Raw genomic sequence first — 14,049 nt, forward strand, 5'->3', positions numbered from 1 at the left:
TGCTCTCCCGTCAGGTCAGGCTCTTGACTTCACGCACGTGGTCGTCGAGCTCGAGGAACGACGGACGTACCGTGGAGTACAGCACCTTGCGGCCGAATTCCACCGCCACCAGCGGGGCATAGCCGTTCAGGGATGCCAGCAGCGTGACCTTGATGCACTCGTACATCTTGATGCTCTCGGACACCTGGTGCTCGACGCGCGACGCCAGCGGCGACACGAAGCCGTAGGCCAGCAGAATGCCCAGGAACGTACCGACCATGGCGTGGGCGATCAGGGCGCCCAGTTCGGCCGGCGGCAGATCGGCCGAGGCGAGTGCGTGCACCACGCCCATCACCGCGGCCACGATGCCGAAGGCGGGCAGGCCGTCGCCGACGCGCGACAGCGCATGGGCGGGAATCTCGGCTTCGTGGCGGAACGTTTCGATTTCGTGGTCCATGAGCGCTTCGATCTCGAAGGCGTTCATGTTGCCGTTGACCATCATGCGCAGGTAGTCGGTCAGGAACTCCATCATCTTGGCGTCGGCCAGGATGCGCGGGTACTGACTGAAGACGCTGCTCGATGCGGGATCGGCAATTTCCTTTTCGAGGAACAGGATGCCCTCGCGGCGTGCCTTGGACAGCAGCACGTACAGCAGCGCCATCACGTCCAGGTACAGTTCCTTCTTGTACTTGGAGCCCTGCAGCAGCGAAGGCATGGCCTTCATCGTGGCCTTGATGGCCTTGCCGCTGTTGGAGCTGATGAATGCGCCGACGGCGGCACCGCCGATGATGATGAGCTCCGCCGGTTGATAAAGCGCGCCCATATGTCCGCCGGTGAGGGCGTAACCGCCCAACACCGCCACGACTACGACGACATAGCCAATAACTACTAGCACGATCGGATCCCCGTCTGAAAAACACGCGTCAGGCACGCACTGGGCATCCGGCGCGGACGAGCGGGGTCACCGCCCGCCGTTACCGGGGCCCACCTGCCACGCGGACGTCAGGCCCGGTGAGTCAGGCTGGCGTCTGCGCGGATGCGGCGTCCTTCGAGAGCTTCTTCACCTTTCCGGCGCGCGAAGGCGGGCGGCACAGGCTGCAGACGAAGTTCGCGTGCGGCTCATAGGCATGCGTCACGAACTGACCGCCGCAACAGGTGCACGAGGAAAGCTGCAGCATGTTGCTCTCGAAAAACCGTACTAACGTCCAGGCACGGGTGAAACTTAAGACGATTTCGCCACCGAGCAGCGAAACGTGCTCGAGGTACAGACGGTAAGCGGCCACTACGGCACGAATGCCCGACGTCTCGCCTTCCTGCACCATGAACTGGTACGCGGAGAAGAACAGCGACGAATGGATATTCGGCAGCCAGGTGGTGAACCAGTCTGTCGAGAAGGGGAGCATGCCCTTGGGCGGCGATGCGCCCCGCAGCTCCTTGTAGAGGCGGATCAACCGGTCGCGCGAGAGCGTGGTCTCGGCTTCAAGCACCTGCAGGCGCGCACCCAGGCCGATCAGCTCGATGGCGAGCTGGGTCTGGTTGGCATCCTGCAGGACGCTCTTGCGGTTGGGGACGGGAGTGGCCGTGAAACTGCGGGCCGGCTGGGCCTGGAGGAGCGCGGTCAATTGAGCGACTCCACAGGTTGCCGGGCCAGCAGGATAGCAGCGTGGATCTGCTGCATATCATGGCTCTTGGCCGTGTGTGTCAGGGTGGACAGCAACGCGTGATCGTCAAACCGGAACCGGCACAGCACCATGTTCGATGCAGCCAGCTTGACGAGTTGCGCCGAGGTCAGCTTGGCGAGGATCTCAGCAATTTCCTTGCTGACACCAAGCCTGAACATGGCTTCCACCTGGTTTTCGCGCACCAGTCGTTGCGCAAGTAGAAGATAGGCGAGGTTAACCTCCCTGATCTCCTGGAGAACTTCACTGCTTTCCAATTTTTCCCCGCTACCAAAAAACCCCTCGACCGCTTGTCCGGCGCTTACCAGCAAGGAAACCCTGCCGGCGACCAGATCGTTTGTTGCGTGTTCGAGTGGGTACGACGTACTACGAAAGAACTTCGCCCGGTTACACCCAAACTCTGAAACGTTACAGATGTTACAGAGTGTAAGTGAAACTGTTACGTTTATATCGGCATTCCGCCCACGATGCCAATCCCTACTTACGTTGGGGATTGGGGAATGTCGTAAGGAAAAGACATGGGCCCGGAAGTTTGTAACAACAAACGTGCCTGTCTTCTGATTTTCATCAAAGGTGTAACAGTTTGTGCACTGAACGGAAACGGATTTCCGACGGTGGACACGCCACGCACGAAAGGGGGGTTGCTGGTTTCCACTATTGACGAACGAGCGCACCTTGGCTAAACACGCGACGCAGCCACGCCGCCAGCCGCGCAAACACGTCATCGGGTGCTTCGCGGAACAAATGCGGACGCGCGCGCTCCACCTGCTCCAGCACGCGCGCCGCTTCCTCGGCGCTCACCGACCCATACTCCAGCGCCAGCCCCAGCAGCGCGCGCAACTCGCCCACCTTGCTGCGGCCAAGCGCCTCGCTTTGCTCGGTCTGCAGCGCGTACATGACGTCGTAGGCGCGCTGCCGCAGGCTGTCCGCAATGCGCCACGCAGGCGTGCGCATGCGCTCCTCGATCGTGCGCACGTCGACAGCAGAGGCCGATATCTGGGCCGCCAGCGCCTCGGTGAACGCGGCATCGGCGCCCGCTTCGGACAGGATGTTCGCGGCCCACTCCCGGGCATGTTCCACGCGCTGCTGGGACGTCCAGTCGGGCTGCACGGCCAGCGCGAAGCCGAAACGCTGCGCGTCGCGCATGAGCGCGGCCAATGCGTTCGGCAGCTGCTTGTCGAAGACCTTGCGGGCCCAGCCGTACTCGCCGCTGGCCAGCAGGCGCATGACGGCACGCTCGGTGAGCGGCCCATCCTGCTGGATCAGCCGCGCGCGCAGGAAGTCGTCGAACGCGGGCGGAATGAATTGCGGGTCGAGTCCCGTGGAAACTTTTACAAACGCATCGAAGTCTGCGCGCAGCCGCGCTGCGGCTTCGGCCGACAGGGACAGACTGATGTCGGTGTTCATGGTGTTCTGCAGACGAGTGAACGCCCCGGCGCAACAATTACAACGCTGCGCCGGGACGCTGCCGTCTTTTCAGACGACGATTATGTGGCGGTCCGAAATTGTCCCGATGACGCTCAGAAGGCGCTCCAGTCGCCGTTGTCCGATGCCGGGCTGGCAGACGCAGCCGCCGTCAGCGCCGGGCGCTTCTTCTGTGTATCGGCATCCGCGCCGGCAACTTCAGCCATAGCCGGTGCGGCAGCCGCCAGCGCGGTGCCGGTCCTGGCCGGCTTGCCGCGCTTGCCGCCCCTGGCCACGCGGTTCACCGGGGCCTTGGCGGCGGGCCTGGCCACCGAGCGCACGGCGGGCGCCGTCGGGGCGGCGAGCATCGGCGCGGATACCGCCGCTGCATCGTCGTGCGACAGGCGGAAGCCCGACACCGATTCCAGCAGGCGCGAAGCCTGGTCCTGCAGCGACCCGGCTGCCGCCGCGGCCTGCTCCACCAGCGCCGCGTTCTGCTGAGTCACTTCGTCCATCTGGGCCACGGCCTGGTTGACCTGCTCGATGCCCGAGCTCTGCTCGGCCGATGCGGCGCTGATCTCGCCCATGATGTCGGTCACACGCTTCACGGCCTGCACGATCTCGTCCATCGTCGTGCCGGCCTGGCTCACCAGCGCCGCGCCGGTATCCACCTGCGCCACCGAGTTGTCGATCAGCGTCTTGATTTCCTTGGCGGCATTGGCGCTGCGCTGCGCCAGGCTGCGCACCTCGCCGGCCACCACGGCAAAGCCGCGGCCTTGTTCGCCCGCGCGGGCAGCTTCCACGGCGGCGTTCAGCGCCAGGATGTTGGTCTGGAAGGCAATGCCCTCGATCACGCCGATGATGTCGACGATCTTGCGCGATGCGTCGTTGATCTCGCCCATGGTGTCCACCACGCGGCCCACCACCTCGCCGCCGCGCACGGCCGTGTCCGACGCGTTGGCCGCCAGGCCGCTGGCCTGACGGGCATTGTCGGCGTTCTGGCGCACGGTGCTGGTCAGCTGTTCCATGCTCGAAGCCGTTTCCTCCAGCGAGGCGGCCTGCTGTTCCGTGCGCTGCGACAGGTCGTTGTTGCCGGCCGCAATCTCGCGCGACGCCGTGCCGATCGACTCGGCCGACTCCTTGAAGTCGCGGACCATCGACGACAGCTGTTGCTGCATCTGCGCGATCGCGTGCAGCAGGCTGTGGTCGTCGCCACGGCGCAGTTCCACCTTGGCCGAGAAGTCGCCATCGGCAATCTGCGCGGCGATCGACGCGGCATAGCCCGGTTCGCCGCCCAACTGGCGCGACAGCTGTCGGGCCAGGAACCAGCCCAGCAGCACCGAGATCACCACCCCGCCAAGCACCAGCAGCAGCATCAGCACGCGCGAGCTGTTGTAGACGCTGGTCGACTCGTCCATGTTCAACTTGGCGCGTTCGTCGCGGCGCTTGACCATCTTGAACAGCACGTCTTCCAGCGCGCGGCTTTCCTTGAGCAGGTCGGCACTTTCCGTGAACACCGTGCTTTCGAACTGCGACGTGTCCAGCGGCTGCTTGCTGACCAGTTCCACGTACTTCGTCATGCGGTCGCGGAACGGCGGCACCAGCGCTTCATACTGCTTGAACAGCGCCTGGCCCTCGGGCTGGCTGAACGAGCTCTTTGCAGTTTTTACCCGCGTCTCCATCGTCGTCAGCGATTTCTGGATCTCTTCCTTCTCGGTCGCGCGTTCGCCCATGGTCGATGCCGACAGCAGCGCGATCTGTGCGCGGCTGGCGTAGACCAGGTTGATGTTGCCGTCCTGCACGGCCTTCAGCGCCTGCAGGTCGGTGTTGTAGATCTTGCCGGTCCATTCCGCCATGCGCCCCATGTTGACCACGCCCAGCAGGCCGATGACGGCGCCGATCACCGATACCACCAGGAAGCCAGCTATCAGCCTGGTCGTAACGCGTAGTTGATTGAACCACTGCATAGAACTATCCCCTTCTTCTGTCAGAAATGACCGGGATGGGCAATGCCACCCGGATTGTTGTCGCGGCCGCCTGCGTGGGCGGCTGCTCTACCCCGTTCCTGATGCCGCGTGTTTTGGCGCGGCCCGTTCTGGAATGGCCCCTGCCCTGCCGGGCGCGGACCGGCTCCCCACTTCAGCCCGCCGCCTCCGCCATCGTCTCCATCTGGCGTGGGCGCGCGGGCCGGACCTCGGCCTGGGCGCTCACGCGGAATGTGGAGATCGACTCGCGCAGGCGGTCGGCCTGTTCTTCCAGCGCGCCGGCCGCCGCAGCGGCCTGCTCTACCAATGCTGCGTTCTGTTGCGTGCTTTCATCCATCTGCGCCACGGCCTCGTTGACCTGCTCGATGCCCGCGCTCTGCTCGGCCGATGCCGAACTGATGTCGCCCATGATGTCGGTCACGCGCTTCACGGCCTGCACGATCTCGTCCATCGTCGCGCCGGCCTCGCTTACCTGCGCCGCGCCGTTTTCCACGCGCGACACCGTGTTGCCGATCAGGCCCTTGATTTCCTTGGCCGCGTTGGCGCTGCGCTGCGCCAGGCTGCGCACCTCGCCAGCCACCACGGCGAAGCCGCGGCCCTGCTCGCCGGCACGCGCCGCTTCCACGGCGGCGTTCAGCGCCAGGATGTTGGTCTGGAAGGCAATGCCCTCGATCACGCCGATGATGTCGACGATCTTGCGCGATGCCTCGTTGATTTCGTTCATTGTCTGCACCACGCGCCCCACGGCCTCGCCGCCGCGTACGGCCGTCTCCGACGCATTGGCGGCCAGCCCGGTGGCCTGGCGCGCGTTGTCGGCGTTCTGGCGGACCGTGCCGGTCAGCTGCTCCATGCTCGAAGCCGTTTCCTCCAGCGAGGCGGCCTGCTGTTCGGTGCGCTGCGACAGGTCGTTGTTGCCGGCGGCCACCTGGTGCGTGGCCGTCGAGATGCTGGTCATGCCTTCCTGGATGTCATGCACCACCGACAGCAGGCTGCGCTGCATCGTGCGCATGGCGCGCGCCAGTGCACCCACTTCGTCGCCGGCCTTGTGTTCGAACGTCGTGGTCAGGTCGCCGGCGCCCATGCGCAGCGCAAAGTCGAGCATCTCGCCGACCGGCTTTTCCACGCGGGAGATCAGCAGCGCGCCAGAAGCCATCGACGAGATCACGGCCAGCGCGAAAGCGCCCCAGAGCCACGGCCACAACTGGGCGGCAGCGTCGGCGGACATCCAGTGCACGCCAGCCAGCGCCACCAGGAACCATGCAAGCCCGGCCACCTGGGCCCAGAGGATGCGGCGGCGCAGGTTCAGGCGGGTCAGGCGGCCGAAGAAGCCGGCCACGCCGGTCCGCACCACGGCCCCGTCGCGGATCGCCAGCCCGGCGGCGCGCTGCTCGCGAAACCGTTTGTAGGCAGCCTCGGCCGCGTCGATCTGCTCGCGCGACGCCATCGACCGCACCGACGTGTAGCCGATGATGCGGCCGGCCACGCGCGTCGGCGTGACGGTTGCCTGCACCCAGTAGTGGTCGCCGTCCTTGCGGCGGTTCTTGACGATGCCGACCCACGACTTGCCGGCCTGGATCGACGTCCAGAGATCGGCAAACGCTTCGGGCGGCATGTCCGGGTGGCGCACCAGGTTGTGCGGCGCGCCCAGCAGCTCTGCCGACGAGAAGCCGCTGGTCTCCACGAACGCCCGGTTCGCGAACGTGATGCGACCCTTGAGATCGGTTCGGGAGATCAGGTAATCGTCCGGCGAGAGCGGATGCTCGCGCTGCGTGACAGGCTGGTTGTTGCGCATGGGTGCTCGAACTGCGTTGAAGGCTCCGGCACCGGCGCCCCCGCATTCGCGCGGGCGCTACGGGCCGCTTGTTACGGGGTGGGTCAGGCGGTGCCGGCCGCGGCGTCAAGCGCCGCGAGGTCGTCGACATCCATCAGCTTCTCGATATCGGTCAGGATCAGCATGCGCCCCTCCAGCGAGCCAAGCCCGCGGATATAGTCGGTGGCCACGCCGCCGGACAGCGTCGGCGCCGGCTTGATCTGCGACGGGGTCAGCGTGAGCACGTCGGATACGCCGTCAACCACGATGCCCGTCGTGCGTTCATGGATATCGACGATGATCACCACCGTGTACTGGTCGTAGCTGATCTCGGCCTGGTTGAACTTGATGCGCAGGTCGATGATCGGGACGATGGTGCCGCGCAGGTTGACCACGCCCTTCAGGTAGTCAGGCGCGTTGGCGATCTGCGTGACCGATTCGTAGCCACGGATTTCCTGGACCTTGAGGATGTCGATGCCGTATTCCTCGCGGCCAAGCCGGAAGGCCAGGAACTCTTCTCCCGCGCCGTCCGCCCGGTTGTTGCTGGTATTCATGTTGCCCCCGCTGGCAAGGTTGGTCGTGGCCGGGGATAGCGTGTCCCTGGCTGCTGGCGACCCGAGGCGGTCTGCCGGCCCGCGGCCCAATGGGCCGAGCCGGACCACCTGCTATGGCCCTCCAGTATTTACGGCACGATGCGGGGTGAATTAAGGACGACTTGGCGCCCGGCTTACCCCTCCGTGGGAGGGTCCAGCAGCGCGTGGACGGAGGCCAGCAGGTCTTCCGGATCGAAGGGCTTGGCCAGGAACCCCGACGCGCCGGCCTCGCGGGCCTGGTCCAGGATGCGGTCGTCGTGCTCGGTCGAAAGCATCAGGATCGGAATCGACGCATAGGCCGGGGTGGCGCGCAGCGCGCGGATCAGCGACAGGCCGTCCATGACGGGCATCACCTGGTCGGTGACCAGCATGCCGAACGGCTCTTCCATGGCCACCTCGTGCGCCTCCTTGCCGTCGGCCGCCTCGGTCACCATGAATCCGCCCGCGCGCAGGCAGGCGCCCGTCATGCGGCGCAGGGATGGCGAATCGTCGACGACGAGGATGTGCGGAAGGGACATCGGGGACTCCGTGTGGGTTGGTCCGCCAGTGGCAAGGCAGCGCGGCCGGCGACGGACAGGCCAGCTGGCTCGGGCGTGCGACATCCGGCATGCGCCACTGCCCTGTCACCTTCATAACGACACGCCAGGCGCGCGCTTTAGCGTTATCGACAATTTTTCACATTTCGCCGCCGGTGCTCAGGCGCGCAGCGGCTGGGTGCCCTGCAGCTGTTCGGCGAACGCCGGGGCGTCGAGCGGCACGGCCATCAGGTAGCCCTGCACCTCGTCGCAGCCCATGCCGTCCAGGATGTCCAGCTGCGATGCCGACTCCACGCCTTCGGCCACCACCTTCATGCGCAGTTCGTGCGCCAGCGCCACCATCGACCCGACGATCGCCCGGCCCTGCGGGTCGGCGTCCAGCCCGCCGATCAGCGTGCGGTCGATCTTGAGCGTGCCCACGCGCAGCCGCTTCAGGTAGCCGAGGCTGGAGTAGCCGCTGCCGAAGTCGTCCAGCGCCACGTGGATGCCCAGCGACTGTAGCTCGGCCAGCGTCTCCATCGACTTGCCGATGTCCTTCATGGCCGCCGTCTCGGTAATTTCGAGCGTGATGGCCGACGGCGGAATGTCGTGCTGGTGGATCTGTTCGAGCAGGTACTGCGGGAAGTTGCGGCTGGCAAAGCGCAGCCCCGACACGTTGATGGCCACCGGCACCGTCGCCAGCCCGGCGTCCTGCCAGGCGCGCACCTGCGCGCAGACCGTCGAGATGACCCAGTCGTCGAGCTTGTCGATCTGGCCCGACTGCTCGGCCACCATGATGAATTCCGCAGGATTGACCGGGCCCAGCGTCGGATGCCGCCAGCGGCACAGCGCCTCGGCGCCCACCACGCCACGCGACTTCACGTCGTATTTCGGCTGGTACATCAGCGACAGTGCGTCGTCCTGGATGGCCGGCCAGAGATCGCGGCGGATGACGCGCATGCGGCGCGCCCGTTCGCCGGCGGCGGAATTGAACACGCGCATCTGGTTCGACCCGCTTTCGCGCGCCTCCGACAGGCTGACGCGCGCCGCCTGCATCAGCGATTCCGACGTGGCCGCATCGCGCGGATAAATGGCGATGCCGATGTTCACGCCAATCTGCATCTGCAGGCCGCGCGCGGCCACGAACTCGGACAGCGACCCCAGCACGCGCGCGCCCAGTTCGTGCGCCCGGCTGTGCTGCACCAGTTCGGGCACGCCCACCGCGAACTCGTCGCGCGCCAGCCGGGCCAGGAAATGATGCGGTTCCAGCGCGGCCTGGGCCAACGCGCCGGCATCCTGGGCCAGGATGTCGTCGGCGCGGACTTCGAAGACTTCGTCGACTTCACGGAAGTCGGCAATATGGATCAGCAGCACGGCGCAGGCGGTTTCCGACAAGCGGGCGTGCGCGATGGTCTGGTCGAGCCAGCGCGCGAAGGCGGTACGGTCGGGCAGGTCTTCGTTGCTGACGCTGTATTCGCCGACGGGCGGCTGGTCGCGGCCCGACGCGCGTACGGTCAGCCCACCCATGCGACCGTGGCCGCGCCGCACCACACGGGACTCGCCGGCACGCGCGGCCACCGGGAATTCGTCAGGGGCGTCGTCGGCGAGCGCCCCCTCGGCATAGGCCCCCGCCCACCGGCGCGACTGGATGCGATGCATCGCATAGAGCGCGGAGCACAGCAGCGCCAGGCCGCCGGCCAGCCACGCCGACCCATGCGGGCCGGCCACGTCCAGACAGTCGCGCGGGGACATCGACAGGCCGCCGCAGGCCCGGCCCAGCCGTGCACCGGCCACCGCCACCATGCCGGCACCCGCCAGCATGGCCGTGACGATGGCAACCTGCCAGCCACGGCTGCCCTGGCGCATCCAGTGCCAGGCAGGGGCAATCAGGTGCGACGCGGCCATGCTTGCCGCCATGGTTGCGGCGAAGGTTGCCGCCGCGTCGGCGCCGCGATTGGCGGCCGTCAGCGTGCCCGAAGCCACCGCCACCCAGAGCGGCATGCCCGTGGTGGCCTGCGACAGGAGCGCGGCCGACCATGCCAGCGATCGGACAGCCTTGCGCCCCGGCTCGCCTTCCGGCTTGGCAGCGCGCATGCCTCGCGCGGCAACGACGCCGAGCGCGGCTGCAAGCAGCAACAGGAGGGTATTCGTGGCAATCATTGGGGCTGCGCGAAGGGAAACGGCAAGGGCGCGGGGAACACCGGGATGCGGGGCAGACAAAACCCCGCATCATGGCATCTTGCGCGCTCCGTGTGAACCTCGTGGCACTCAGTCCTGTTTATATCGGGCGCGAAACAATCAGAAGGCGGCCCAGTTGTCGTCCGGGTTCGACGCGCCGGCCGGCTGGTTCAGCGCGGGGCGCACCAGCTTGGGCTCGCGGGTCTTGCGCACCACGGGCGGACGCTTGGCCGCGGGTCGCACCGGCGCACGTTCCGCAGCGCCGGCGACGGCGCTGGACCTGGCCGGTGCAGCCGGGGCAGCGGGGGCAGCCACGGGCTGGGCCGGCGCCAGCGCATGCGCGGGCCGTGACGGCGCTGCCAGCAGGCGCGACGCACCGCCATCGGACGCCAGCGAGAACACCGACACCACGCTCTTGAGCTTCTGCGCCTGTTCTTCCAGCGCGCCGGCGGCGGCGGCGGCTTCCTCCACGAGTGCCGCGTTCTGCTGCGTGACCTGGTCCATCTGGGCCACGGCCTGGTTCACCTGCTCGATGCCGGTGGTCTGTTCCTGCGACGCGGCGCTGATCTCGTTCATGATGTCCGTGACGCGACGCACGGCCTGCACGATCTCGCCCATGGTGTTGCCGGCTTCGGCCACCAGCTTCGTGCCGCTTTCCACACGCTGGCCAGATTCGCTGATCAGCGATTCGATTTCCTTGGCGGCATTGGCGCTGCGCTGCGCCAGGCTGCGCACCTCGCCGGCCACCACGGCAAAGCCGCGGCCCTGTTCGCCGGCCCGGGCCGCTTCCACGGCGGCATTCAGCGCCAGGATATTGGTCTGGAAGGCGATGCCTTCGATCACGCCGATGATCTCGACCACCTTGCGCGATGCGCCGTTGATCTCGTTCATGGTGTCAACCACGCGGCCCACCACGTCGCCACCCTTCAGGGCGATCTGCGAGGCTTCGCCGGCCAGCACGCCAGCCTGGCGGGCGTTGTCGGCGTTCTGGCGTACCACCGTGGTCAGTTCTTCCATGCTGGCGGCGGTTTGCTCCAGCGAGGCCGCCTGCTCTTCGGTACGTTGCGACAGGTCGGTATTGCCGGCCGAAATCTGCTGGGTGGCCGAGGCGATCGAATCGGTGCCGGTACGCACTTCGGACACGATGCCCGACAGGCTGTCCTGCATCCGGGCCAGCGCCTGCATCATGCGGCCCACCTCGTTCTTCGACATGCTGCTGATGCGCGACGTCAGGTCGCCGGCGGCCATGCGTTCGAATACGGACAGCGCCTCTTCCACCGGACGCACGATGGCGCGGTGGAGCATCATGGCGGCCACCACGGCAATGACCAGACCGAAGACGATCAGCAGGATCGACATCGTGCGGATCACTTCAAAGCGCGACTGGGCGGCTTCGAAGTTTGCCTTGCCCGCGTCCATCTGGAACTTCTCGAGCTTTTCGTGCGCGGAGGACATGCTGCGCTGCAGTTCCGGCATGACCTCGCGCGCAATGCGCAGGGCTTCCTCCCGGTTTCCGGAGGTCAGCGCCTGCTGCCACTTGGCGACGCCCGTCTCGAAGAACTCCTGGCGCTTGGCAGCCAGCGCGTTGGCCAGAACCTTTTCCTCGTCGTTCTGCGGCAGCGCCAAATAGCGTTTCCAGCCCTTGTCGGACGACTCGACAAAGACCTTCGAGCGTTCGACGTGCTTGTTCATGTCCTCGCCCTCGCTGCCGGGCATGACGGTACGGTCCAGCGCCAGGCGCAGGCGCGTGGTGCCGATCATGGCATCGGCCAGCGCCTGGGATGAAGCCAGCTGGTTGGCATAGGTCTCCTTCAGCGCATCATTGGACTGGGAAATGCCATGCAATCCCGCTCCGCCCACAACCAGCAGGATGGCCGCCAGCGCAGCCATGGCGCCCCGCAAGAGGGTCTTGATCTGAATATTCTGATGAAAGGACATGATGTGCTGATCATTAGGAAATCACCCGAAGCCACTCCCCTGCCCCGGTCCGGCAGACCGACACCCCGTGCGGCCCGCTCAGGACTCGATAACGGCCGGCGCCCAGCCTTCCTTGAGTTGCGTGGCAAATGGTTTTCGGGTATGGCGACTGACGCACTTTCAATCGCCTGCGTAAATGGCCCGTGCTGCACCACGCGGGGTGAGTCAGCGCATGCCGGCAAATGAATATTGCCTGCCGGGCCGGAATGGAGCGTTCACTGAAACCCGCTTGCGCCGGACTGCGTCTCCTAATTCCCGCATTAAGTTTTGATTCATGTTTCCGCGGCGATGCGAGACGGCCCGCGCACCGCGCGCTATCTGCTGCGCCGGTCCATTCTGCCGCCGTCGCGGCAGCAAACGCCCGACTATCGCCCTTGTCATAAGTTCAGTAATTCTTCTTAATTGAGATTTTTCGTATTTTTTGGCGCGCAGCCGCAAAGCATTTGCAGCATGGCCGACAGTGGTTATAATGCTTTTCGTCTATTCACGGACCCACCAGTAAATCGAGGGATACAAATGGCGACATATCAGGAAATCGTTCAGAAAATCAGCGAACTGCAGCGGGAGGCCGAAGAGATCAAGGCGCGCGAGCAAGCGACGGTGATCGCCGAGATTCGCGAGAAAATCGAACAATTTGGCCTGACCGCCGAAGATCTCGGATTTGGTGGCAAGGGCGTGGCCGGCAAGAAGGCCACTACCGCACGCAAGGTTCCGGTCCGCTATCGCGATAGCGCCGGCAATACCTGGACCGGCCGCGGCAAGCGTCCGGGCTGGCTGACCCAGGCATTGGCCAATGGCAAGTCGATGGAAGACTTCCTGATTCGCTAAGCCGCGACGCCACGCGCGCAAAGAAGGCGCGCAAAGAAAAACCGGGCCATGGCCCGGTTTTTTTATTGGCTTGCCCCGCTCACGCCGCAAACCCCTGGGGATTCATCGACTGCCAGCGCCAGGAATCCTGGCACATGCGGTCCAGATCATGGCGGGCCTGCCAGCCCAGCATTTGCTGCGCCAGCGCCGGATCGGCATAGCACGACGCAATGTCGCCCGGACGCCGGTCGACAATCTGGTACGGCACGGCCCGCCCACTGGCACGTTCGTAGGCCTTCACTACCTCCAGAACGCTGTAACCACGGCCCGTGCCCAGGTTGACGGTCATCCCTCGCGGATGCTGGCGAAGGTAGTTCAGCGCCGCCACGTGGCCATCGGCCAGGTCGCAGACGTGGATGTAGTCGCGCACGCCCGTGCCATCGACGGTCGGGTAATCGCCACCATAGACACTGAGCTTTTCGCGTCGTCCGCCAGCCACCTGGGCCACGTAAGGCATCAGGTTGTTCGGAATGCCGCCCGGGTCTTCGCCAATCAGGCCGCTTTCATGGGCCCCGACCGGATTGAAATACCGCAGAAAAGCGATGCGCCATTCCGGATCGGATTTTTCCAGGTCGCGCAGGATCTGTTCGCCCATCAATTTGGTCTGCCCGTACGGATTGGTGGCCGACAGGGGGAAATCCTCGAGAATCGGCACCGTATGCGGATTGCCATAGACCGTGGCCGACGAACTGAACACCAGTTGCCGCACGCCAGCCGCCTGCATGGCGCTGCATAGCGTGATCATGCCTTCGAGGTTGTTTCCGTAATATTCGAGCGGCTTGCTGACCGATTCACCCACCGCCTTCAGCGCCGCAAAATGAATCGCACCCGCAATCTCGTGCTCGGCAAACAGGCGGTCCAGCAGCGCGCGGTCACGCACATCGCCTTCGACGAAATGGGGTGTGGTCCCGGTAATGCGCGCCAGCCGGCTGATCACCTCGCGGCTGCTGTTACACAGATTATCGAGTCCGATCACTTGATAGCCCGCCTCATGCAACGCCACCCAGGTGTGCGAGGCGATATATCCGGTTGCGCCGGTCAGCAGTAACGTTTCAGCCATGG

Annotated in this window: 12 protein-coding genes; 1 reads left to right on the plus strand and 11 read right to left on the minus strand. The window is 65.6% G+C overall.

All coding sequences use genetic code 11. The annotated features are described in order from the left end of the window. Positions 1–10: 10 nt before the first annotated feature. From motA to AC24R4_RS05700, 10 genes are all read right to left on the minus strand, one after another. A complete protein-coding gene (gene motA / locus AC24R4_RS05655) occupies positions 11–874 on the minus strand; it encodes a flagellar motor stator protein MotA (RefSeq protein WP_049815961.1) in 864 nt (287 codons plus the stop codon). 121 nt (positions 875–995) lie between these two features. Further along, positions 996–1,601 carry a flagellar transcriptional regulator FlhC gene (flhC, locus tag AC24R4_RS05660; RefSeq protein WP_153949796.1) on the minus strand — a complete coding sequence of 202 codons (606 nt, stop codon included), beginning with the start codon at positions 1,599–1,601 and terminating at the stop codon, positions 996–998. Further along, positions 1,598–1,915 carry a flagellar transcriptional regulator FlhD gene (gene flhD, locus AC24R4_RS05665; protein WP_008647543.1) on the minus strand — a complete coding sequence of 106 codons (318 nt, stop codon included), beginning with the start codon at positions 1,913–1,915 and terminating at the stop codon, positions 1,598–1,600. The genes flhC and flhD overlap by 4 nt, the downstream gene beginning before the upstream one ends. 397 nt (positions 1,916–2,312) lie before the next feature. Further along, positions 2,313–3,065, minus strand: coding sequence for a DUF4088 family protein (locus tag AC24R4_RS05670; protein ID WP_400393371.1), 753 nt, complete (start codon positions 3,063–3,065; stop codon positions 2,313–2,315). A 113-nt stretch (positions 3,066–3,178) separates the two neighbouring features. Continuing rightward, positions 3,179–5,029, minus strand: coding sequence for a methyl-accepting chemotaxis protein (locus tag AC24R4_RS05675; protein WP_487522472.1), 1,851 nt, complete (start codon positions 5,027–5,029; stop codon positions 3,179–3,181). Between the two features lie 172 nt (positions 5,030–5,201). After that, positions 5,202–6,839 carry a methyl-accepting chemotaxis protein gene (locus AC24R4_RS05680; protein ID WP_400394936.1) on the minus strand — a complete coding sequence of 546 codons (1,638 nt, stop codon included), beginning with the start codon at positions 6,837–6,839 and terminating at the stop codon, positions 5,202–5,204. 83 nt (positions 6,840–6,922) lie between these two features. Further along, entirely contained in the window at positions 6,923–7,411 is a 489-nt protein-coding gene (locus tag AC24R4_RS05685; RefSeq protein ID WP_153949800.1) for a chemotaxis protein CheW, read from the minus strand. A 173-nt stretch (positions 7,412–7,584) separates the two neighbouring features. Beyond that, positions 7,585–7,968: a response regulator gene (locus AC24R4_RS05690; protein WP_400394938.1), complete on the minus strand. Its 384-nt coding sequence runs from the start codon at positions 7,966–7,968 to the stop codon at positions 7,585–7,587. 177 nt (positions 7,969–8,145) lie between these two features. Continuing rightward, positions 8,146–10,125: a putative bifunctional diguanylate cyclase/phosphodiesterase gene (locus AC24R4_RS05695; RefSeq protein ID WP_487522473.1), complete on the minus strand. Its 1,980-nt coding sequence runs from the start codon at positions 10,123–10,125 to the stop codon at positions 8,146–8,148. Between the two features lie 138 nt (positions 10,126–10,263). Then, on the minus strand, positions 10,264–12,081 hold the full coding sequence (locus tag AC24R4_RS05700) for a methyl-accepting chemotaxis protein (protein WP_487522474.1): 1,818 nt from the start codon (positions 12,079–12,081) through the stop codon (positions 10,264–10,266). Between the two features lie 555 nt (positions 12,082–12,636). Here AC24R4_RS05700 and AC24R4_RS05705 point away from each other — a divergent pair. Then, the gene (locus tag AC24R4_RS05705) at positions 12,637–12,948 is read left to right on the plus strand and encodes an H-NS histone family protein (RefSeq protein WP_400393012.1); all 312 of its coding nucleotides are present in this window, start codon (positions 12,637–12,639) and stop codon (positions 12,946–12,948) included. 79 nt (positions 12,949–13,027) lie between these two features. Here AC24R4_RS05705 and galE read toward each other — a convergent pair whose 3' ends face one another. Then, a complete protein-coding gene (gene galE, locus AC24R4_RS05710; RefSeq protein ID WP_400392994.1) occupies positions 13,028–14,047 on the minus strand; it encodes a UDP-glucose 4-epimerase GalE in 1,020 nt (339 codons plus the stop codon). Positions 14,048–14,049: the final 2 nt, after the last annotated feature.

The sequence above is a fragment of the Cupriavidus sp. CER-90 genome (genome assembly GCF_057652055.1).